23 protein-coding genes and 1 other RNA gene are annotated in these 21,215 nt (G+C 68.9%); 7 read left to right on the top strand and 17 right to left on the bottom strand.

What is annotated here, in order from left to right; translation table 11 throughout:
* Positions 1-100: 100 nt before the first annotated feature.
* The 6 genes from ABID41_RS17560 to ABID41_RS17535 all read right to left on the bottom strand — a co-directional run bounded on the left by ABID41_RS17560 (position 101) and on the right by ABID41_RS17535 (position 5,016).
* Complete coding sequence (locus tag ABID41_RS17560) at positions 101-2,251, bottom strand: serine hydrolase domain-containing protein (protein ID WP_354298298.1); 2,151 nt, start codon at positions 2,249-2,251, stop codon at positions 101-103.
* 107 nt (positions 2,252-2,358) lie between these two features.
* Positions 2,359-3,132, bottom strand: a complete 774-nt coding sequence (locus ABID41_RS17555; protein ID WP_354298297.1) for a C13 family peptidase — start codon at positions 3,130-3,132, stop codon at positions 2,359-2,361.
* A gap of 1 nt (position 3,133) precedes the next feature.
* Positions 3,134-3,601: a PaaI family thioesterase gene (locus ABID41_RS17550; RefSeq protein ID WP_331927670.1), complete on the bottom strand. Its 468-nt coding sequence runs from the start codon at positions 3,599-3,601 to the stop codon at positions 3,134-3,136.
* Between the two features lie 5 nt (positions 3,602-3,606).
* A complete protein-coding gene (locus ABID41_RS17545) occupies positions 3,607-4,086 on the bottom strand; it encodes an SspB family protein (RefSeq protein ID WP_354298296.1) in 480 nt (159 codons plus the stop codon).
* 106 nt (positions 4,087-4,192) lie between these two features.
* Positions 4,193-4,555: a transfer-messenger RNA gene (gene ssrA, locus ABID41_RS17540) on the bottom strand.
* A gap of 20 nt (positions 4,556-4,575) precedes the next feature.
* Entirely contained in the window at positions 4,576-5,016 is a 441-nt protein-coding gene (locus tag ABID41_RS17535) for a universal stress protein (protein ID WP_331931907.1), read from the bottom strand.
* Between the two features lie 207 nt (positions 5,017-5,223).
* Here ABID41_RS17535 and ABID41_RS17530 point away from each other — a divergent pair, with 207 nt between their 5' ends.
* Positions 5,224-5,877 (top strand): aquaporin, encoded by a 654-nt coding sequence (locus ABID41_RS17530; RefSeq protein ID WP_331931908.1) that lies wholly within the window; start codon positions 5,224-5,226, stop codon positions 5,875-5,877.
* Here the strand turns inward: ABID41_RS17530 and ABID41_RS17525 are convergent.
* Positions 5,861-6,769, bottom strand: a complete 909-nt coding sequence (locus tag ABID41_RS17525) for a hypothetical protein (protein ID WP_354298295.1) — start codon at positions 6,767-6,769, stop codon at positions 5,861-5,863. The two genes, ABID41_RS17530 and ABID41_RS17525, sit on opposite strands and share 17 nt — an antisense overlap.
* 10 nt (positions 6,770-6,779) lie before the next feature.
* The gene (ilvN, locus tag ABID41_RS17520; protein WP_331931910.1) at positions 6,780-7,328 is read right to left on the bottom strand and encodes an acetolactate synthase small subunit; all 549 of its coding nucleotides are present in this window, start codon (positions 7,326-7,328) and stop codon (positions 6,780-6,782) included.
* Positions 7,329-7,507: 179 nt separating this feature from the next.
* Between ilvN and ABID41_RS17515 the strand changes: the two genes are divergently transcribed.
* Positions 7,508-7,867: a nuclear transport factor 2 family protein gene (locus ABID41_RS17515; RefSeq protein WP_331931911.1), complete on the top strand. Its 360-nt coding sequence runs from the start codon at positions 7,508-7,510 to the stop codon at positions 7,865-7,867.
* 1 nt (position 7,868) lies between these two features.
* Here the strand turns inward: ABID41_RS17515 and ABID41_RS17510 are convergent, their stop codons facing one another.
* The 3 genes from ABID41_RS17510 to miaA all read right to left on the bottom strand — a co-directional run bounded on the left by ABID41_RS17510 (position 7,869) and on the right by miaA (position 12,145).
* A complete protein-coding gene (locus ABID41_RS17510; protein ID WP_354298294.1) occupies positions 7,869-9,161 on the bottom strand; it encodes a mechanosensitive ion channel in 1,293 nt (430 codons plus the stop codon).
* A gap of 86 nt (positions 9,162-9,247) precedes the next feature.
* Positions 9,248-11,044, bottom strand: coding sequence for an acetolactate synthase 3 large subunit (locus tag ABID41_RS17505; RefSeq protein WP_354298293.1), 1,797 nt, complete (start codon positions 11,042-11,044; stop codon positions 9,248-9,250).
* Positions 11,045-11,215: 171 nt separating this feature from the next.
* Positions 11,216-12,145 (bottom strand): tRNA (adenosine(37)-N6)-dimethylallyltransferase MiaA, encoded by a 930-nt coding sequence (gene miaA / locus ABID41_RS17500; RefSeq protein ID WP_354298292.1) that lies wholly within the window; start codon positions 12,143-12,145, stop codon positions 11,216-11,218.
* On the opposite strand from miaA, the gene serB reads away from it, so the two are divergent.
* Positions 12,144-13,037, top strand: coding sequence for a phosphoserine phosphatase SerB (gene serB, locus ABID41_RS17495; RefSeq protein ID WP_331930074.1), 894 nt, complete (start codon positions 12,144-12,146; stop codon positions 13,035-13,037). The genes miaA and serB overlap by 2 nt on opposite strands.
* Before the next feature lie 48 nt (positions 13,038-13,085).
* The gene (locus ABID41_RS17490) at positions 13,086-13,751 is read left to right on the top strand and encodes an HAD family hydrolase (RefSeq protein WP_331930072.1); all 666 of its coding nucleotides are present in this window, start codon (positions 13,086-13,088) and stop codon (positions 13,749-13,751) included.
* Between the two features lie 37 nt (positions 13,752-13,788).
* Here the strand turns inward: ABID41_RS17490 and ABID41_RS17485 are convergent, their stop codons facing one another.
* The 3 genes from ABID41_RS17485 to ABID41_RS17475 all read right to left on the bottom strand — a co-directional run bounded on the left by ABID41_RS17485 (position 13,789) and on the right by ABID41_RS17475 (position 15,730).
* Complete coding sequence (locus tag ABID41_RS17485; protein WP_354298291.1) at positions 13,789-14,589, bottom strand: S1C family serine protease; 801 nt, start codon at positions 14,587-14,589, stop codon at positions 13,789-13,791.
* A 108-nt stretch (positions 14,590-14,697) separates the two neighbouring features.
* Entirely contained in the window at positions 14,698-15,204 is a 507-nt protein-coding gene (locus ABID41_RS17480) for a GrpB family protein (RefSeq protein WP_354298290.1), read from the bottom strand.
* A gap of 73 nt (positions 15,205-15,277) precedes the next feature.
* Positions 15,278-15,730: a GNAT family N-acetyltransferase gene (locus ABID41_RS17475; RefSeq protein WP_354298289.1), complete on the bottom strand. Its 453-nt coding sequence runs from the start codon at positions 15,728-15,730 to the stop codon at positions 15,278-15,280.
* 68 nt (positions 15,731-15,798) lie between these two features.
* Between ABID41_RS17475 and ABID41_RS17470 the strand changes: the two genes are divergently transcribed.
* The gene (locus ABID41_RS17470; protein WP_354298288.1) at positions 15,799-16,587 is read left to right on the top strand and encodes a carbon-nitrogen hydrolase family protein; all 789 of its coding nucleotides are present in this window, start codon (positions 15,799-15,801) and stop codon (positions 16,585-16,587) included.
* Here ABID41_RS17470 and ABID41_RS17465 read toward each other — a convergent pair.
* Positions 16,557-17,048: a winged helix-turn-helix transcriptional regulator gene (locus tag ABID41_RS17465; protein ID WP_354298287.1), complete on the bottom strand. Its 492-nt coding sequence runs from the start codon at positions 17,046-17,048 to the stop codon at positions 16,557-16,559. The genes ABID41_RS17470 and ABID41_RS17465 overlap by 31 nt on opposite strands.
* 93 nt (positions 17,049-17,141) lie before the next feature.
* Between ABID41_RS17465 and ABID41_RS17460 the strand changes: the two genes are divergently transcribed.
* Positions 17,142-17,801, top strand: a complete 660-nt coding sequence (locus ABID41_RS17460; RefSeq protein WP_354298286.1) for a glutathione S-transferase family protein — start codon at positions 17,142-17,144, stop codon at positions 17,799-17,801.
* 107 nt (positions 17,802-17,908) lie between these two features.
* Here ABID41_RS17460 and hflC read toward each other — a convergent pair whose 3' ends face one another.
* Positions 17,909-18,799 (bottom strand): protease modulator HflC, encoded by an 891-nt coding sequence (hflC, locus tag ABID41_RS17455; RefSeq protein WP_354298285.1) that lies wholly within the window; start codon positions 18,797-18,799, stop codon positions 17,909-17,911.
* Entirely contained in the window at positions 18,796-19,971 is a 1,176-nt protein-coding gene (gene hflK / locus ABID41_RS17450; protein WP_354298284.1) for an FtsH protease activity modulator HflK, read from the bottom strand. The genes hflC and hflK overlap by 4 nt, the downstream gene beginning before the upstream one ends.
* A 121-nt stretch (positions 19,972-20,092) precedes the next feature.
* Here hflK and ABID41_RS17445 point away from each other — a divergent pair, with 121 nt between their 5' ends.
* Positions 20,093-21,202, top strand: a complete 1,110-nt coding sequence (locus ABID41_RS17445; protein WP_354298283.1) for an Mrp/NBP35 family ATP-binding protein — start codon at positions 20,093-20,095, stop codon at positions 21,200-21,202.
* The last annotated feature ends 13 nt before the right edge of the window (positions 21,203-21,215 follow it).

The following is a 21,215-nucleotide window of genomic DNA, read 5'->3' as shown; positions in this document are numbered from 1 at the left end:
AGGCAGGATTTACCCAGCAGTTGGTAAACGACGCGTTTACATTTGGGGCGGGGCTGCCCCATTTGGCCGAACGGAGTCTGATGAGCGGGCGCTGTAAAGCTTAACCATTCCAAGGGCTAAGTGCGCCCCAGAAGCCCAGGACGACGGCGAAGGCTCCATACAGCAAAGCCGTAAACGAGTAGGCGAATTTGCGCAGGGGCGACCACGAATCAACCCGGCGGCCGCCTCGCCAGACGCCGGGCAGCAGGATCAGCCCCCCGATGGTCAGGGCGGTGGCGACCAGGACGCAGGCCGAGGCGATGATCAGGGAAGCGCCCGGCCAGCCGTACATGATGTTGGCGACGTCGGACGTGCGGCTGGCCCAGGCGCCGAATAGGGCGAAGGCGGTCAGCCAGAGCACGGCCTGGGTGTTCTGCAGGAGGCTGGCCTGGCGCTGGACCGAGGTCTCGCGGAACTCGCGGCGATTGCGCAACAGGAGGCCGCCGAGCGTGGCCAGGGCGGCCAGCGCGGTCAGGACGGCCAGGACCGCCAGCACTCCTGGCCGCAGCCAGAATCCGGTCCGCTCGAAGGTCTGCTCGCCCAGGCTGGTGCGGAAGCTGACCGCCTTGCCGTCCTGCATGGCGAAGGCGAGACGCTCGGGGCCGGAGACGGAAACGAAGCGGCCGTTCGAGAGGTCGCCGTCCGGCACGAAGGCGCGGGTCTCCCGGCCGGCGCTGACCACCAGGCGTCCGTCGTCGGTGACGCTGACCGAGGCGCCGCCGATCATCAGGCCGACCATGCCCTCCAGCCCGCCATAGGCGCGGCGGGTCCCGACATAGTGCCCGGCGAAGTCGCCGGCCCGGTCAGCGAGCTGGCGCGAGCCTTCACGCGGGAAGGTCTGGGGCGGGGCGTAGAACTGCTGGACGATGCTGCCGGCCAGAGTGTTGGCCAGGGGGCCGCCGGTCTCGGTGTTGGTGCTGACGAAGACGCCGAGGCCGAGGTCGGGGGCGACCACCATGTTGGACAGGAACGACAGCGTGCCGCCCGCATGGCCAAAGCCGGTCCGGCCGCCCGCCAGCGGGTATTCGATGAAGCCGTGCCGCCAGCCGTTGATCCCAGGCGGCGTCCGGCGGATCGGGGTGCGGAAGGCCTGGGCGGCGCGAGGGCCGTAGACCACCTTGCCGTCAAGGGTTCCGCCGGCCAGCAGGAGCTGCATGTAGCGGGCCATGTCGGCGGCGGTGGACGAGGCCGAGCCGGCCGGCGCCACTTGGCTTATGAACTCGAAGGGGCGCTGTTCGAAGCCGCTGGGCGTCCAGCGATAGCCGTCGGAGATGTTGGCCGCGAGGCGCTCGGGGATCGGGCCGGGCAGACCGGCCTTGGGCGGATGCGGCTCGCGGAAGCTGGTGCTGTTCATGCCGACCGGCAGGAAGATCGTCTCTTCGATCAGGCGCTCGAACGGCTTGCCGGAAACGTAGGACACCGCCTCGCCGGCCAGGGCCGCGCCATAGTTGGAATAGGCGGGCGACGAGCCGGGTGCGCGCACCCGGCTGGGACGCTCCTGGCGCAGGTACTCGGCCAGGGGACGGACGCGGTCGAAGTTCCTTTCGAACAGATGGCCCAGCGCGCGGTCTTCGAAGCCCGGCGAATGGTCCATCAGGTTGATGACCCGGACCGGCGTCCGGAAGCCCTGGTCGCGGACCTGGACCCGTTCGGGCAGGTAGAGGTTCACCGGGGCGTCCAGGCGAATGCGTCCGGCCTCGACCTCGTTCATCAGGGCGATCCAGGTGAAGGTCTTGGAGATCGAGCCGATGCGGAAGAGCGTGCGGTCCGGGTCGACCTTGCGGGCTGGCGAGAGGCTGGCGAAGCCGTAGCCCTTCTTGAGCACGACCTGGCCGTTCTGGACGACCGAGACGGTGACCCCGGCGATGTGATCGTGGCTCATGGCGCTGCGAACGGCGCCGTCGACGAAGGCCTCAAGCTCGGCCTGCGGGATCGGCTGGCCGGGCGCCAGCCGCGCGCCGCTGGGCGTGACGGGGAGGGCGGCCGCGGGAGCCGGCGCCGTTGCGGCCGGGGCGGCGGCTTTCGCTGCTGGCGCGGCCGCCGGCCGTGGGCGCGGCGCGGCCTTCTTCTGCAGGCTTGTGTAGGGGATCGGGGCCTTGGGCATGCCCGCGGAGGGCGGCGGGCTTGCCTGCTGCGGAGCGTCCTGGGCCAGGGCCGGCGTGGCCGCCCAGGCGAGCGCGAGCGAGAAGACGGCCTTGGAGATCAAACGCATCGACGAAGGGCCCTGATCTGTCTGCAGAATCCTTTTGTAGGGCGCCCTTGGCGGGAGTCGCTAGAGCGCTCGCGGGCGCCTGGACGCATGGCCTGTGGAAGGCCGGCCTAGCCTCCTCCGCGCGGTGATCGGGGGAAGGCGTAGAGCGGCAGCATCGGCCGGAGCTCGCCGCCGATCCAGACCTGCGGTTCGGACGGAGGGCTCATGCCCTCGGCTTTCTCGCGCAGGGCGACGCAGGTCTTCACCGCGCCGGCCAGGGTCGCGAAGTCCCTGGCCGAGGGGCTCGACTTGAGGACGCAGTCGTCGAAGAATGGATAGACGTTGTCCTCGCCGCATCCGAACGAGGTCCGGTCGGGCCGGGCTGCGGTGAGGATCATGCGGTTGGCCTGGGCCAGCGGCCGGACGAACACCCCCGAATAGCAGGCCGACATGATGACGATGGTCGGGCGGCCCGGGCAGGCCGCATCGATGATGCGGCCGAGGATGCCGGGCGTGAGGATCGCGTCGTCGATCACCACGCCCTGCGGCAGGCCATGGGAGGTGAAATAGAGCAGGCAGCCGGACCTGGCCTTGCCGGCCAGGCCGCTGAGGGTCTCGTAGATCGCCCGCGGCTCGGACTTGAGGGGCTGTTCCTTGTAGCGGAACGGGCGGACCGAGAACTGGCGGGTGTTTTCCGAAGAAAAGCCCAGCCGCTGCAATTCCCTGGCGACGTCGCGGCGGGCGTTGTCGAAGGCCTCGGTCGGGCCGCCGCCGCTACCGTGGAAATCGCCGGCGACGACGATCGCGGCCCAGTCTTCGAATGGGGTTTCCGCAAGGGCAGGAGCCGCAAACGCGGAAAGAAAGGCGAAGAGCACGCTGACAATGCCAGCGCGCCAGGCCATGTCAGCTCTTGTAGCGCTGGAAAGGCGTCGGCACCGCGGTGCCGGTGGCCTTGGCGAGCAGGCGGCCATCGCCGTCGTAGAGCTCGCCTTCGGTGAAGGCGATGGTTCGGCCCCATTTGGCGACCTTGCCGACCCCCCTGAGCTTGCCTGGAAGGGCGGGCCGGAAGAAGGTGGTCTTCATCTCGGCGGTGGGGGCTACGTGGGTCATGCCCGAGGCGACCATGCAGGCCACCGACATGCACTCGTCCAGCATGGCGCAGAGATAGCCGCCCTGGACCTGTTTCATGGGATTGAGCAGGAGCTCGGCCTTGGCCTCGAACTCGACCTCGACCGACTTCTCGGCCTGGCTGACCGCAACGATGCGGAAGCCCAGGGTCTGGGAGCCGGTAGGCTGGTTCTTCGAGCGCTGGAAGCGCGCGAGGATCGCTTCGTCGGTGAGGACTTCGGGCTCGGGCGCGACGTCGGTCATGGCTTTTATTTCTTACGGAAGGTGTCGAGCGAGACGACGTTGGGAGCGTTCGGATCGGCCGGGGCCGCCGGCGCGGCGGGCGGCTCGGCGGTCGGCAGGGGCGCAGCGCCGGCCGGGGCTTCGAACTGCAGCAGGAACTGGACGCTGGGGTCGTAGAAGCGGGTGACCGCCGCATAGGGCACCGAGAGGCGCTTGGGCTGGCCGCCGAACTTCAGGGTGACGGAGAAGAAGGTCTCGCCCGGCGCCAGGTCCCAGTACTGATGCTGCAGGACGATGGTCATCTCGTCGGGATACTTGCTGAGCAGGTCGTTGGGACCCGACACCCCCGGGGCGTTGGTCTTGAAGGTGATGTAGAAATGGTGCGCGCCCGGCAGGCCTTCCGGCGCCGCTGCACGCTTCAGGGCGGCCTTCACCACGCCGCGCAGAGCCTCTTGGGCCATGGCGTCATAGTGCATCTGGTCTTGGGCCGGCGGATCCTGGGCCATCGAAACTCCGGGGGTACTGAATTGCGCGAGGGTAGCGTCTCGGTTCCCGCGCGCAAGGCGAGTCGCACCCTGCGGGACGTTCTATCGCAATGTTTTTCCGGGGAAAGGTGGAGGGGTTCTGTTGCAAGGCCCCCTCCCGGCCCCGCCTAGCGCTGCTAAGACGCTAGGAGTTTAGGTCGAAATCTATCGGACCGCTTACGCAGCCAGACGGACTTCTTCAGCGAAGTTATCGTTCGCAGTTAGTTTAAAGCCCGGAACGGTGGGCCAAGCCGAGAGAAAGCAAACACCTTTAGACGTCTGTCGATGCTGATCGGCCCCATGCTTTCCGGCGATAACGACCGGGGAAGATTGGTGGAGCCGCCGGGAATCGCACCCGGGTCCAGTCCGCTTATTTCGTGCGCGTTTATCTCCATAGTCGGGCGAACCCGACGGGATGAATATAGGGGCGGGCGGAGGGTTTTTGAAGGCCCATCGCGCCCACCGACGCCGTTAGCGGACGACCAGCACAGGGACCGGGGCGTGCGACAGCACTTCCGAGGTCTGGCTGCCCAGCAACAGGCGGCCGAGACCGCGGCGGCCGTGCGAGCCCATGGTGATCAGGTCGCAGCCGCGCGACTTGGCGGCCTCGATGATCGCCTCGGCCGGCGGGGTGTTGGGGACGTGGAGGGTTTCGTTCGTCACGCCGAGCTTGTCGGCGGCTTCCTTCACGCGGCCCAGGATCCGCTGGGCGTGCTCTTTCTGGATCTCGTCGTAGTTCGCCATCTCGGCCGGCACCCATCCGCCTGCGGCGCTGGCATAGATGGGGAAGGGCTCGGTCACGGTGATCAGGGTGACACGGGCGCCGATCGCCTTGGCCAGGTCCAGGCCCTGGTCGACGCCCTTCTGGGCGACATCCGAGCCGTCGGTCGAGATGAGGATGTGCTTGTACATTGTGTCTCCCTGTCTTTGGACATTGCCGCAGCCGTCTGGCGGCGGGTGTTGCGGGCGCCCGGATCCCTTAACCAGCCCAGCGCCCCCATAGCTTGAGGGGCCAGGCGAGCTTCGACAATTGGTTACATAACCCAGGAGCGAAATTCGCCCAGTGAGCTATGTCAAATCTCAACCCCGGGTTAGCTTCAGAACAAATGGGAGGCTGCCATGCAGAAGTTCGTCGCTGAATTCATCGGTACGCTCACGCTCGTCCTGTTCGGATGCGGCGCGGCCGTCCTGGGGGGAGACCATGTCGGCCAGCTCGGCATCGCGCTGGCGTTCGGTTTCGCCATCGTCGCCATGGCCTATGGGATCGGTTCGATCTCCGGTTGTCACGTGAACCCGGCCGTCAGCCTGGCGGTGTTCATCGCCGGACGGATGAACGCCCGCGAGATGGGACTCTACTGGGTCGCCCAGTTCCTCGGCGCTCTGGCCGGTGCGGGGATCCTCGCAGTGCTGGCCGGCGTGGCCAGCGGCCTGGGCCACAACGGCTGGGGGCCGGGCTACAACGGCGAGTTCAGCATGCAGGCGGCGCTGGTGTTCGAGGTGGTGATGACCGCCCTCTTCACCATCGTGATTCTCGGCTCGACCGCCGCCGGCGCCCCCGCGGGCTTTGCGGGCCTGGCGATCGGCATCACCCTGGCGGTCATCCACATCGTCGGCATCCAGGTGACCGGCGTGTCGGTGAACCCGGCCCGCAGCTTCGGGCCGGCGGTGCTGGTGGGCGGGACCGCCCTTTCCCAACTCTGGCTGTTCTTCGTGGGGCCGCTGATCGGCGCGGTGATCGGCGGGGCGCTCTACCGCCTCAAGGTCCTGCGCTAGGCGTCGGCGGAACGGCCAAGGTTTCCGTCTCCGGCGGCGGGACCGGGAAGGCCGGCGGCTGCGGCCTGGTGTTGGGGGCCGGCTTCAACTGGCCTCCCTCGGCGCCGAGGCTCTGATAGGCGGCGCGGGCCGAGGAGAAATCGGCGCCGCCCGGATAGATCACGTCAATCCGCGGCTCGTGGCCGAGCGCCAGGCCAAGGACGGTTTCCAGGACGTCGGCCGCCTGACCGATCTCGGCCGTATCGCAGGCGCGGCGCACCGACCGCGACTGGCCCGGGACCAGCAGGGTCAGATCATAGGAGGTGCCCTCCACGCAGAGAGCGTCGGCCGCGCCGGAGCCATAGTCCACCCGCACCTCGCGCGGGGCGCTCCACAGCGGGTCCTCGCGCAAGGCCAGCAATCTTTCCGCCGAGCCAGGCGGGGCTTCGACATCGAAACCAATGCGGCGGGCGACGCCCGGATCGCAGCAGCCGAGGCCTGCGCGGGCCTGGATGAAGGCCTTGCCGTCGCGGCGGACGGTCGCCCGTACGAGGGTCTGGCGGGCCGAGGTGGTGGGACGGACGGCGACTTCGACGATCATCTCACCGGAGCGGAGGATCTGGTTCTGCAGCGGCTGCAGGCCCCACAGCCGGTAGAGCAGGGGATCATAGCCGTTGTCGATGACCGGCAGGCGCTCGCGGCGGCCGAGCCGGCGGCCTGCCAGGGGATCGGCCGCCTCGTCGGCGACCGGCCACTTGTCGTCCCACCAGGATTTCGGATCCGGCTGGGGCCAGGGCCAATCGAGGGCCGAAGGCGGAATTGCGGCTTGCGCCGGAGGCGCCGCCGGGGCGGGCTGGGCCGAGGCTTGAGAAAAACAGGCGAGGCAGAAGGCGATCGTGGCGAAACGGACCACGCGATCCTCCTCACATGGCGGCTGCGCCCCTGGTGATGGAAAGCACGCCGGTCCGCGAGAGTTCCACCAGGCCGAGCGGGCGCATCAGCTCGATGAACTTGTCGATCTTGCCCGAGGCGCCGGTGAGCTCGAAGATGAAGCTGTCGATGGTGGTGTCGATCACCCGGGCCCGGAAGATGTCGGCGATGCGCAGGGCCTCGACCCGGTCGGCGCCGGTTCCCTTGACCTTCACCAGGGCCAGTTCGCGCTCCAGGCCGTTCGGGTCACGGGTCACGTCCTGGACGTGGCGGGTGGCGACCATCTTCTGGAGCTGGGCCTCGATCTGCTCGAGGACGTGGGGCGCGCCGCGGGTGACGATGGTGACCCGGCTGGTGTGGGCGCGCCGGTCGGTCTCGGCGACGGTCAGGCTCTCGATGTTGTAGCCGCGGGCGGCGAACAGCCCGACCAGGCGATGCAGGACCCCCGGCTCGTTGTCCACGAGGATGGCGAAGGTCGCCAGGCTCTCGGCCTCCTCTGCGTGGCTGAGATCGTAGACGGAAGCGGGCTGAGGATCGGGCATGCGGGTTCTCTGAACGTCAGTCGCCATGGAGGTGTCACATGCGTTCGCCGGGCGCAAGCGAGAGGGATCACGTAGGCCGGAACAAATCATAAACAATTCACTTGCGAAGAACGGTGTTTGGTGAGTGAAATCGCCTCTTCGCGCGGGCTGGGGCCTGCGCCCAACCGGAGCTGACAGTCATGAGCACGCAAGACATCGCCAATGACCTTGTGGCCCTGTGCAAGGCCGGCAAGTTCGACGAGGCGGGCGAGAAGTACTGGGCCGACGACGTCCTGAGCGTCGAGGCCGCGCCCGGAGATATGGCCGAGATGCGCGGCAAGGAGGCGGTTCGCGGCAAGGGCGAGTGGTGGAACAACGCCCACGAAATCCACTCCACCTCGGTCGAAGGGCCTTACGTGAACGGCGACCAGTTCGCGGTGCGCTTCAAGATGGACCTGACCGAGAAGCAGTCCGGCAACCGCATGCAGATGGACGAGGTCGGCGTCTACACAGTGAAGAACGGCAAGATCGCCGAGGAACGCTTCTTCTACGGCGAGTGAGCTAGATCGCGGGGGGCGGAGGCGTCGGGGGAGGCCTGCGGGGCCTCGGCGGCGGCCTCGGCCCGCCCCCCTGCAGCGGGGCTGTCCAGCGCTCGAGCAGGCGGTGGGCGGTCTCGCGGCCGCCGATCCCGAAGGCCAGGGCGGCCGCGACCGCCGCCGAGCCCAGGATCAGGCCGAATGCGAGGATGACGATCTCGTCGGCTATGCCCATGAACCGCAGGCCCATGGCCGTCGCCAGGGCGATGGTCGCCCAGCGCACGATGACCGATGCGAAGCTGTCGGCCCCGCCGGTCGAGCTGTCGATCAGCCTCGCCAGGAAGTTCCCCACCAGCACCCCGGCGGTGATGATCACGCCTCCAAACAGGACGTGGGCGGCCAGTTGAAGGATCTGCTCCAGCATCGAGGCGATGGCGACGAATTCCAGCAGGCGCGCCGCTTCGACCGCGGAAAAGAGCACGATGGCGGCCAGGGCGAGCTGGCCGACGACCTTCGAGGGGCTGACCGTCGTGGGCGCCGCCGGCGCTTCGCCGGTGAGTTCCTCGGGCGGGGTGAGCGGCTCGGCGCGGCCAGTGATGCCGCGGAACATGCGGTCGAAGCCCAGGGACGGCAGTAGCTGTTCGATCAGGCTGGCCACCCAGCGGCCGATGAAGAAGGCCAGGGCAAGAACGATCAGGGCGGCGACGATGCGCGGGATCGCGGCCAGGACGGCGCTCAGCACCTGGACGGCAGGGTCGGAGATCGCCGCGATGCCGAGCTGCTCGAGGGCCGCGATCGTCGCCGGGATCAGGATCAGGACGAAGACCAGCGTGCCGGCCGCCTTCGACAGGCCCGACGCGCCAGTGGTGCGGGAAAGTCCCGCCTTTTCCAGCCAGGCGTCGACACGTGCGGCGCCAAGCGCGACCTCGACGACGCGCTTGGCGATCGTCGCCAGCAGCATGCCGACGAAGAAGATCACCGCCGCGCCGACCACGTTCGGGACGAAGGTCAGGAAGCCGGTGGTCAGGGTGTTCAGCGGCGTGACGACGCCTTGAAGGCCGATGACCCCTAGGGCGGCGACCAGCCCGATCAGCAGCACCAGCCAATAGCCGAGTTGGCCGAGCTGGTAGCCGATGCTCTGCTTGGGTGGGACGCCCGCATTATGCCGCGCCGCGCCGGGGAAGCGGTCGATGAGCTTGGCCAGGCCCCACTGCACCGCCTTGCCCACGAAATGCGCGACGATGAGGATGGCGACGGCCGCGAGCAGTCGCGGCCCCCACTCCATCAGGACGATGTTCGTCCGGTCGTAGTCGTACATGTGGAGCTCCCAGCCGCAGCCGCGATCTCCAAGAAAAGCCGCAACCACACCAGTGAGTTGCGTGGCCGGCTTAAAAACTCTCCGTGTCAGACCAGGCGCTTGCCGGCGTCATCGATGATCGAGCCGAGGTCGCGGGCTTCCTCGGCCATGATCATCTCGTTGTGGGCCTTGCCGGAGGGGATCATCGGGAAGCAGTTCTCTTCCTTGGTCACCCGGCAGTCGAAGAGGACCGGCTTCCTGGACTCGATCATCTGGCGGATTTTGTCGTCCAGTTCGTCCGGATGTTCGGCGCGGATGCCGACGCCGCCGAACGCCTCGGCCATTTTCACGAAGTCCGGCAGGCTCTCCGAATAGGAGTGGCTGTAGCGCTCGCCGTGCAGCAGTTGCTGCCATTGGCGGACCATGCCCATCCATTCGTTGTTCAGGATGAAGACCTTGATCGGCAGGTCGTACTGAATGGCGGTGGCGATCTCCTGCATGGTCATCTGCACCGAGGCGTCGCCGGCGATGTCCACGACCAGGGCGTCCGGATGGGCCATCTGCACACCCACGGCGGCGGGCAGGCCATAGCCCATGGTGCCGAGGCCGCCGGAGGTCATCCAGTGATTGGGCTTGTCGAAGTGATAGTATTGGGCCGCCCACATCTGGTGCTGGCCGACCTCGGTGGTGATGTAGGTCTCACGGTCCTTGGTCAGCTCGTACAGGCGCTCGATGGCGTACTGCGGCTTGATCAGCTTGGCGTCGGGCCGGTAGCGGAACGACTGGCGCGCGCGCCAGGCCTCGATCTGGCGCCACCAGTCGTCCAGCGAGGGCTTGTCGGTCGAGAGGTTGCGGCTCTTCCAGACGGAAACGAGGTCTTCCAGCACGCTGGCGGCGTCGCCGACGATGCCGATGTCGGCCCGCACGTTCTTGCTGATCGACGAGGCGTCGATGTCGATGTGGATCTTCTTCGAGTGCGGGGCGAAGGCGTCGAGGCGGCCGGTGACGCGGTCGTCGAAGCGGGCGCCCACGGCGACCATGACGTCGCAGTCGTGCATGGCGTTGTTGGCTTCGAAGCTTCCGTGCATGCCGACCATGCCCAGCCAGGCCGGGTCCGAGGCCGGGAAGGCGCCCAGGCCCATCAGGGTCGAGGTGACCGGCGCGCCGGTCAGGGCGGCGAACTCGCGCAGCAGTTCGGCGGCGCGGGGGCCGGCGTTGATGACGCCGCCGCCGGTATAGAGGATCGGCCGGCGGGCGCCGGCGATCATGGCCGCCGCCTCGGCGATCTTCGAGGGCTCGCCCTTGGTGCGTGGCGCGTAGTTGTGCGCGTGAACGACCTCGGCCGGGCCCTTGTAGACGCCCTTGGCGAACTGGACGTCCTTCGGAATGTCGATGACCACCGGGCCGGGACGGCCGGAGGTGGCGATGTGGAACGCCTCGTGGATGACCCGCGGCAGGTCGGCGACGTCCTTGACCAGGTAGTTGTGCTTGGTGATCGGGCGGGTGATCCCGATGGTGTCGCACTCCTGGAAGGCGTCGGTGCCGATCAGGTGGGTGGCGACCTGGCCGGTGAAGACGACCAGCGGGATCGAGTCCATCAGGGCGTCGACGATGCCGGTGACGGCGTTGGTCGCGCCCGGGCCGGAGGTGACCAGGACGACGCCGGGCTTGCCGGTCGAGCGGGCGTAGCCCTCGGCCATGTGGGTCGCGCCCTGCTCGTGGCGGACCAGGACGTGCTGCAGGCGCTTCTCTTCGAAGAGCGCGTCATAGATCGGAAGGACCGCGCCGCCGGGATAGCCGAAAAGCACCTCTACGCCCTGGTCGATCAGGGCGCGGACCACGATCTCCGCACCCGTCAGGGTGTCTATCGTCGCTTCGGCAGCTATCGTCTGATGGGCGGTCATTTGAGCAAGGCCTTGATTTTCGGCAATAAAAAAGGCCCTCAAGGGGCCTGGACGAGCGACCTTTAGCGGTCCGACACGAGGTCAGTCCGCGAGGGGTCGCCCAGAAAGTACAAGAAGCTCACGCACGAGCGTTCTCCAAATAAACTCTGGAAGGCTCATGGCATGCCCCGCTCAGGCCGTCAAGACGGGGTTTAACGCAATAAACTGCCTCCATTGGGCCTCGTGCTCGATCGCGTCGATGCGGGGCCAATCGGCCATCTGACCGCGCATCCAGGTGGCCTGTCGCTTGGCGTATCGGCGGGTTTCCTGCCGAGCCGCCTCCAAACCTGCCGATAGCGGAACCTCGCCGCGGACCACGGCGGCGAGCTCGCGATAGCCGACCGCCTTCATGGCCGGCAGGTCGGGGGCGAGGTTGCGGGCGGCCAGGGCGGCGACCTCGTCCAGGGCGCCCTGCGCGACCATCAGCCCCAGGCGCGCGTCGCAGCGGGCGAAGAGGGCGGGACGCGGCGGGTCGAGGGCGACGGCGCTCCAGCTTCTCGGCGCGAGGGCCGGGGAGGTTCGGGCCTGCCAGTCGCTGAGCGAGGTCCCTGTGGCGACATAGACCTCCCAGGCGCGGGTCAGGCGCTGACGATCGGAGGGGGAGATGCGGGCCTCGGCGGCGGGATCGGCCTTGGCCAGGCGTTGGCGGAAGGCGGCCTCGCCCAGGGCCTCGAACTCGGCGGCGACGGTTTCGCGCACGCCGAGCGGCGTGTTGGGGACTTCGGCAAGGCCATGGGTGAGGGCGCGGAAATAAAGACCGGTGCCGCCGACCACCACCACCGGGCGGCCGCGTCCGGTGATCTCGTCGATCAGGGCGGTCGCTGCGCGCAACCAGCGCCCCACCGACCAGCCGTCGGCGGCGTCGGCGACGCCGAACAGGTGGTGCGGAGCCTGGGCCTCCTCCGCCGCCGAGGGGCGGGCGGTCAGCAGGCGCAGGTCGGAATAGAGCTGCAGGGCGTCGGCGTTGATGATTTCCGCGCCGATGTGACGGGCGAGGCGCAGGGCCAGGGCGGACTTGCCGCTTGCGGTCGGCCCGGCGATCAGCCAGATGCGGGGCTCCATGCAGATCGCCCTTACCCTTGTCGGTCCCGATTCAGATGCGGCGGCGCTTGCCGTCGCCACCCTGACCCCAGCGCTCGCAGGCGCGCACGCTCGCGTCAAGGAGCCGCGCGTGCTCGGCGACGGCGCGCTGGACCTGCTTGTCGAGGCGGACGCCATCGGTCCGGTGCGGGCGGCGGCCGAGGCGGCCCTGGCCCCCTGGCCCATCGACGTGTGCGCCCAGCCCTGGAACGGACGCAAGAAGCGGCTGCTGGTGGCCGACATGGATTCGACCATCATCGGCTGCGAGTGCATCGACGAACTGGCCGACTTCGCAGGCGTGAAGGCCCAGGTCTCGCTGATCACCGAGCGGGCCATGCGCGGCGAACTCGACTTCGAAGGCGCCCTGCGCGAGCGGGTGGCGATGCTGAAGGGCCTGCCGCTGAGCGCTCTGCAGCAGGCGTTCGACGAGCGGGTTCGGCTGAACCCCGGCGCGCGCACCCTTGTCCGCACCATGGCCGAGCACGGCGCGCGCTGCGTGCTGGTCTCGGGCGGCTTCACCTTCTTCACCGGCAAGGTGGCGGCGGCTGCGGGCTTCCATGCCGACCGGGCCAACATCCTGCACCACGACGAGACGGCCCTCGCCGGTACGGTGGGCGAGCCGATCCTAGGCCGCGAGGCCAAGCTCGCGGCCCTGCGCGATGAGGCGCAGGGGCAGGGGATCACCCTCGCCGAGGCCCTGGCGATCGGCGACGGGGCCAACGACCTGGGCATGATCGAGGAGGCGGGCCTGGGGGTCGCCTATCGCGCCAAACCGATCGTCGCGGCCCAGGCCGACGCCAAGGTGGACCATGCGGACCTGACGGCGCTGCTCTACTTCCAGGGCTATCGGGCCGACGAGTTCGTAACCGACTGAAGCCGGGTTTGATTTTCCGCCGGCGCGGCGAGGCGGTAGAAGCCCAGCATGAGCTTGCCGCGCAAACCCAGGGCCGTCGTGTTCGACATGGACGGCCTGCTCTGCGACACCGAGGTGGTCTATCGCGACGCGATGATCGCCACGGCGGTCGAGCATGGCCACGACATGCCGCTCTCGCTGTTCAAGAGCATGATCGGGCTGCCGGGACCGGCCAGCAACCAGAAGGTCATCGACCACTTCGGCGGCGACTTTCCCATCGACGCCTTCAATGCGCGGGTGATGGAGCACGTGGACGCGGCCTGCGCCATTGGCATCGCGCTGAAGGCCGGGGTGCTGGAGCTGCTCGATCACCTGGACGAACTGGCCGTCCCGCGGGCCATCGCCACCTCGTCCAGCCACCGGGCGGTGGAGGCGCATCTGGGGCGAAGCGGGATCATTCCGCGGTTCCATGCGGTCGTGGCGCGCGGAGACTATGCGCGGGGCAAGCCCAATCCCGATCCCTTCCTGACCGCCGCCGCGCGGCTGGGAATCTCACCGGAGGACTGCCTGGCCCTGGAGGACAGCCACAACGGCGTGCGTGCGGCCTCGTCCGCCGGGATGATGACGGTGATGGTGCCGGACCTGCTGGACGCCACCGAAGAGATGCAGGCGCTGTGTGTGCAGATCGCCCGCGACCTGCACGAGGTGGAGCGCTGGATCAGGGTGGCAGGTTAAGCCGCATCCTCCCCTGCGGGGGCCGCCGGCAGGAGTCCTACCGCTTGTTCGGCTGTGGCATGGGCGGAGGCGGCGCTTGCTGGGGCGCGTTCTTCACGCGCTCGACGGCGTCCTTGACGACGTTGGAGGGGATGGCGAAGGCCAGGCCTGCGCCGGGTTCGCCGCGGGACTCGCGGGCGCTGGCCATGCCGATCACCTGCCCGGCGGCGTTGAGCAGCGGGCCGCCGGAGCCGCCGGCGGTCAGGGCCGCGTCGGTCTGGATGTAGGACTTCACAGGGCCGCTGAGGGAGCCTTGGGCGAAGGGATCGTCCTCGTCGATGGGGGCTGCGCCGATCTGGCGGTTCACGGCGGAGACGATGCCGGAGGTCGCCGTCCCGACGAGGCCGTAAGGGGCGCCCATCAGCAGCACCGGCTGGCCGGCCTTGACCTGGTTGCTGTCGGCGAAGGAGAGGGCGATCAGCGGCTTGCCCGGTGTCACGCGGAAGACGGCCACGTCCGAGGCGTCGTCGGAAGCCGCCAGTTCGGCGCGGGCGACGCTGCCGTCGGCGAAGACCATGTTGACCACCGGCAGGCGGCCCGTGACATGGGCGGCCGTCACGACCAGGCCGTCGGGAGAGACGACGAAGCCGGAGCCCATCTGCATGGTTTCCTGGTCACCCGATCCGGAAACGGTGACCATCACGGTGGCGGCCTGGGCGCGGTCGACGGCGCTCACGAAATTCGTCGCGCCCCGCACCGTCCCGCCCTCGGGCTTGTGGGTGAGCCCCCAGCCGATCAGCAGCAGGATGACAAAGACGACCACGCCGGCCGCGGCGTAGAGAAGCTGTTGGGTACGCAAGGCTGGCTCCGGACGAATTTATTCACGGCGAAAGCGGCCAAGGCGCAGCTTGGTTCCATCGAAAGGGTGCGACGAAGTGGTTAGGGGAGGCGAGGCTCGCCCTGGCGATCAGTGGGACGCAGCCTTGCGTAGCATCTGTTCGACGAAGGCCGACTTGGCCTGGGAGTAGCCGTCGCGGTCGGCGCCGAAGCGCTCGGCGAGTTCGTACTTCAGTCGGGCATAGGCTCCGGCGTCGCCAGGGCTGGCGCGCAGATGGTCGCGAAAGGCGAGGTGGCGGGCCAGCTCCAGGTTGTCGGCGGCGCAGACATAGAGGTGATGCGAAGGCAGGTCCTGCGGGCGACTGAAAGCGTGCCGCCCGGCCACCCCCTGTTCGCCCTTGTGCGCGTAGCCGATGCTGGCGAGTCTGCCGGCCGCGAGCGGCAGGTCGGTCTCGGCCGCAATGACGACGTCTATGTCGATGATCGGCTTGGCGGCGAGCCCGGGAACCGCGGTGCTGCCGACGTGCTCGATGGCCAGGGCGCACCCCCCGAGGGCCTCGGCAAGGCGCGCTTCGATCGCGGCGAAGACCTGCGGCCAGGCTGGGTCATAGGGGAAGATGACGACAGGTTGCGGCATTCGGCGGCTCGGGTGAGTGGGGCGGGTTCGCGGCTTAACCTCGATGCGTGACGATTTTGGCGATGGGCGTCGATCAGCCGGGGTTCGGGACCTTCCTGCCGCGATCCCAGGAGACGCCGGGATCGTAGCGATCCGGGCCGGAATATTCGGGATAGAGACGATAGCCGCTCATGCGCAGGTGCGGCAGGGACCGATAGAAGCCGTCGGCCGTGTCGGTGAGCAGGTCCACGCGCAGGCCGCCGGCCAGGCGAAGGGCGGTGACGATGAGCTTGCGGGCGACACCCTTGCGGCGATGCTCCGGATGCACGGAGATCAGGGCGAGATAGGCCTGGATCTGGCCGTCGCTGAGAAGCTGGGCGAAGCCGACGGGCGCGCCGTCTTCGGTGGCGACGACGGTGGTCACACCAGGAGCGGTGAGCGCGCGGTGCGCGCGACCCGGATCTTCCGGCAGGCTCGGCCAGCCCTCCATGGCGCAGAGTTCGAGGACGCCGGGCAGATCGGCTTCGGCGTAATGGCGATAGTCCATGGGCTTGTCCTCGTGCTCGCTGCAGAACGTTACACGAGGTCGCCATCCTTCCGCCTATAGTCCCTCGGATGAGAGACGCAGCCAGAACCGTGCGGATCGCCGCCGCCCAGACGCCGGAGTTCCGGGAGGACGTGGCTGCGGCGCTCGTCCATCTGGCGCAGGCGGCCGAGGCTGCGCGCGATGGCGGGGCGGCGTTGCTCTGCACGCCCGAGGGCTTCCTGCAGGGCTATCTGACGGACGAGGCGGCTGCGCGGCGGGCGGCGGTCAATCTCGCCTCGCCGGAGTTCGCCGGGCTCCTGCAGCAGCTTCCCGAAGGGGCGCCGATGATGGTCGTCGGCCTGATCGAGGCAGAGGGCGGGGAGCTCTACAATACGGCTGCGGTGATCGGCGGCCGGGCGGTGGTGGGGCGCTATCGCAAGCGGCGGCTGCTGAAGTCGGAGCTGTGCTTTACGCCCGGTGAGGATTGCCCGGTCTTCGAGGTCGAGGGCCTGCGGTTTGGGATCAACATCTGCTTCGACAGCAATTTCCCGGAGGTCGCGATGGCGGTGGCGCTGGGGGGCGCCTCGCTGCTGGTGTCGCCGGCCAACAACATGCTGCCGCGGGCCGCAGCGGAGGCCTGGAAGGACAGGCACAACGCCGTGCGCGGGGAGCGGTGCCGCGAAACCGGCCTCTGGCTGATCTCGGCCGACGTGACCGGCGTGCGCGGCGACCGGGTCGCCTGGGGACCGACGGCGGTGCTGAACCCGGCCGGCGACGTGGTGGCGCAACTGCCCCTGGATGCGCCCGGCTTGCTGTTCTTCGACCTGCCGGTGGGCGAGGCGCGCGGTCAGCCCGAGGCGGCGAGCGCCTTTTCGTAGGCGGCCTGGAGTTCCTGTGACGCCCGCCGGGCCGGCGGTGGGGCGCCGAGGTGGATGTGGCGCAGTTCGTCCATGAAGGCGGCCCAGAGCTCGGGACCGCCCTGTTCCAGAAGCTCGGCCCGGATCGAGAGCTCGCGGCTGGGCCGGGTGTGGCGCAGACCCCAGGCCGCCATGTGGGCGAGCAGGGGGACGAGCTGGATGGCCGCTTCGGTGAGGCCGTAGACGATCTTCTGACGGTGGGCGGGATCGGGGCTGCGGGTGAGCAGGCCGGCAGAGGTCAGGCGCTTGAGCCGGTCGGCGAGGACGTTGGAGGCGATCCCTTCCTCGCTCTGTGCGAGCAGCTCGCCATAGGTGCGCCGGTTCCCGAACATGACGTCACGGATGACGATGAGGCTCCAGCGGTCGCCGAGCATCTCCAGCGTCAGGTTGATCGGGCAGCCGGACCGGCCTTGTTGCGACATCCGAACTCCGAAGCAGACTGCTTGCAATATGCAATGAGTCAGTTAGGGTTCAACCGCTTGCGAAATGCAAGTGGTGTGGATGGGAGGTCGACGATGGCGCTGGTGGTCTATGGGCACTTGTTTTCCTCGTACACGCAGAAGGTTCTGATCGCGCTCTACGAGAACGGCACGCCCTTCGAGTTCCGGACCATCGCGCCGGACGAGCCGGAGAACACGAACGAGTGGCTGGCGCGCTGGCCGCTGGCGAAGTTCCCGCTGCTGGTGGACGGCGGTCGCGACGTGGCCGAGACCAGCATCATCATCGAGTACCTCCAACTCAAGCATCCGGGGCCGGTGCGGCTGTTGCCCGCCGATCCGATGGCGGCGCTGGAGGTGCGGTTCATGGACCGCTTCTTCGACCTGCACGTGATGAACGCGGCCCAGCACGCGGTCGATGGGGCGCTGAGCGGCGTGCCGACGAAGCGCGAGGAAGGCATGGCGCTGGCGGTCGAGAAGCTGGAACGGGCCTATGGCTGGCTGGAAGGCAAGCTGGCCGGGCGGACCTGGGCGTGCGGCGAGGACTTCACCATGGCCGACTGCGCGGCCGCGCCGTTCCTGTTCTACGCCGACTGGACGCACCTGATTTCAGACGCCTATCCGACGGTGCGGGCCTATCGCACGCGGCTGCTGGCGCGGCCGTCAGTGGTTCGGGCGGTGGACGATGCGCGGCCGTACCGGTCGTATTTCCCGCTCGGCGCCCCGGATCGGGACTGAGCGGCGGCGAACCCCTCCATCTCGCCCTCGGCGATCCACCTCCCCCATCAAGGGGGAGGAGACGCTAGGGAGCCGCCAGCGAATGGCCGACCGAGGGGGCGCCGCCCTCAGCGCCCCGTCGGGCCGCGTTCGAAGTACCTGAAGAAGGCGCTGTCGGGGGAGAGCACCATGGTGGTGTCGCCCTGGCCGAGGGACGCCTCGTAGGCCTGCATGGAGCGATAGAAGGAGGCGAAGGCCGGGTCCTTGCCGAAGGCCTGGGCGAAGAGCCGGGTGCGGACGGCGTCGCCTTCGCCTCGGGTCGCTTCCGCCTGCTCGTGGGCGGCGGCCAGGGTGATGGCCACTTCCTTGTCGGCGGCGGCGATGATCTCGCGCTTTTCCTGCTCGCCCTGGGCGCGGATACGGGCGGCCTCCTGCTGGCGGCTGGTCTGCATCCGGCGATAGACCGACTCCTGGATCTGAGCCGGATAGTCGGCGCGCTTGATCCGCACGTCGATGATCTCGATGCCCAGGCGCGAGGAGCGGGCGCGGGCGGCCACGTCGGCCTTGGTCTGGGCCAGCAGCGCCTCGCGGCGGCCGGAGATGATGTCGTTGGAGGTCGCGGTGCCGAGCACCTGGCGCAGGGAGGAGTTCACCAGCCGCTCGATGCGGTCGCTGGCGGTCTGCTCGTCGCGCAGGGTGCGGTAGTACTGCAGCGGGTTGGAGATGCGGTAGCGGACGAAGGCGTCCACCACCAGGCGCTGCTGGTCGGCGGCGGTGATCTCTTCCTGGGCGGCCTCGATGGAGAGGTTGCGCTTGTCGAACTGGATCACGGTCTCGATGAAGGGGACCTTCATCTTCAGGCCGGGACCCGGGTCGCCGGGGGCGTTGATGATCCGCACCGGCTCGCCGAGGCGGACGATGACGGCCTGGCGGCGCTGGTCGACCACGAAGAAGGTCTGCGACAGCACGATTAGGGCGGCGGCGGCGAGGATGCCGAGGACGGCGTAGTTGCGGTTCATCGGGCGGCTCCCGCGGCGGGCGTCTCGGGGGCGGGCGTCGCCGGAGGCGTGACCGCGGCGGCCGCGGCGCTGGCGCGCGGACGGAAGACGTCGGGCGGCAGGATGATCGGGGCGCTGGCGCCCTTGCCGTCGATGATCACCTTGTTCGAGTTCTGGAGCACGCGCTGCATGGTCTCGATGTAGAGGCGGTCCTTGGTCACGCCGGGGGCCTGACGGTACTCGCCGTAGATCTGGTTGAAGCGCGACACGTCGCCGGTGGCCTCGCGGACCGCCTGCTCGCGATAACCCTGGGCGGACTGGATCAGCTTGGAGGCGTCGCCCTTGGCTTCGTTGACGACGCGGTTGCGGTAGGTGTTGGCCTCGTTGCGGGCCGACTCCTGGTCCTGGCCGGCGCTGTTCACGTCGCGGAACGCCGCGGCCACCTCGGCCGGCGGGTTGGCCGAGCGGATCTGGACTTCCACCACGCTGATGCCCGCGCCCCAGCTATCGAGGGTGCGCTGCATCAGTTCGGCGGTCTGCGCCTGCACCTGGCCGCGGCCGGTGGTGAGGACGGCCTGGAGCTCGGACTTGCCGACCACTTCGCGCATGGCGCTTTCGGCTGCGGCCTTCACCGAGACGTCCGGGTCGCGAAGGGTGAAGACATAGGCGCGGGCGTTGGCGACGCGCCAGGTGACGCTGAAATCCAGGTCGACGATGTTCTCGTCGCCGGTGAGCATCAGGCTCTCTTCGGGCATGTCGGTCTCGCCCACGCCGCCGATGTCGATGCGGTTGAGGGTGGTGACCGGGACCTTCTCCACTCGCTCGATGGGCGAGGGCAGGTGGTAGCGGATGCCAGGGGTCTCGGAGCGCGAATAGGCGCCGAAGGTGGTGACCACGCCGACTTCGTTGGGCTGGACGATATAGATGCCCGACAGCGCCCAGAGCGCCACGCCGACGCCGGCCACCGCGGCGATCGCGCCGGGGCGCACGCCGTCGCCGCCGGGGCCGGTGAAGAAGTCGCGCACACGATTCTGCAGCCGCTCCAGGGCGGCGTTCAGTTCGGGCCCATCCGGCCGGCGAGGCCCGCGCGGTCCTCCAAGCGGGCGGCGGGGGCCAGGTTTCTTGTCGCCATTCCCGTCATTGGGGGGCGGTGCGCCCCACGGACCGGGGTTCGCGTTGTCGTTCCAAGGCATGGGCGCGTCGTATTGCCTTCGTGTCGGCGCGGCCGCGTCGTCTGCCCATCCCGGGCTTGTAAACCGGCGCTGTGAGCCGGATATGTGGCCCAACGCCGGTTAAAGCAAGACAAAGGGTCCCATGGAGCCGACAAACCCAGATCGCGACGCGGCGCTTCGGGCGCTCGATGCAGTGATAGATCCCAAGTCGGGCAGGGGATTGTCGGCCGCCGGACTAGTGCGTGGACTGACGATCGGCCGCGGGCGGGCCGGCTTCATGCTGGAGGTGCCGGCCAGCGAGACCGCCCTCTATGCGCCGGTGCGCGACGAGGCCGAGCGCGTGCTGGCCGGCCTGCCGGGCGTCGCCAAGGCGCAGGTGGTCCTGACCGCCGAACACGCCGCCGCACCGCCCGCCGAGGGCGTGACGCGGGTGCGCAAGGGCGCGCGCGTCTCCCAGGACCCGCAGGCCGCCCCGGCGCCGCCGGCCGACGCTGCGCGCCCGGCCCATGTGAAGCGCGTCATCGCGGTGGCCAGCGGCAAGGGCGGAGTGGGCAAGTCGACCGTCTCGGTGAACCTGGCGGCGGCGTTCGCCGCGAAGGGCCAGCGAGTGGGCCTGCTGGACGCCGACGTCTATGGGCCTTCGGCTCCGCGGATGCTGGGCATCGACGAGGAGCCGGCCTTCGTGGACGGCAAGCTGCAGCCGCTGGAGGCCTGGGGCCTGAAGGTGATGTCCATCGGCTTCATGGTCGACGAGGGCGCGCCGATGATCTGGCGGGGACCGATGGCTTCCTCGGCGGTGCGCCAGATGATGAACGACGTGGCCTGGGGCAGCGAGGCCGATCCGCTGGACGTGCTGGTGGTCGACCTGCCGCCGGGGACCGGGGACATCCAGCTCACCCTGATCCAGAAAATGAAGATCGACGGGGTGGTGATCGTCTCCACGCCGCAGGAGATCGCGCTGATCGACGCGCGGCGGGCGGCCTCGATGTTCCGCAAGACCGCGACCCCGATCCTGGGTGTGATCGAGAACATGGCCTTCTTCACCGACCCCAGCACCGGCGCGCCGATCCCGATCTTCGGCTCTGGCGGGGCCAAGGCCGAGGCCGAGCGGCTGGGCGTGCCGCTGCTGGCGGAGATCCCGCTGGAGATGACGCTGCGCGAGGCTTGCGACGCCGGCCGGCCGTTGGTGGCGACGGCGCCCGAGAGCGCCGCGGCCCTTGCCTTCGTGGCGGCTGCGACGGCGCTGGGCTGACTTTTAGGGATCG

Origin of the sequence: Phenylobacterium koreense (genome assembly GCF_040545335.1) — a bacterium.
GTDB classification, from domain to species: Bacteria; Pseudomonadota; Alphaproteobacteria; order Caulobacterales; family Caulobacteraceae; genus Phenylobacterium; species Phenylobacterium koreense.
The sequence above is the reverse complement of the archived record's forward strand: the minus strand, read 5'-3'. Positions and strand labels throughout refer to the sequence as shown.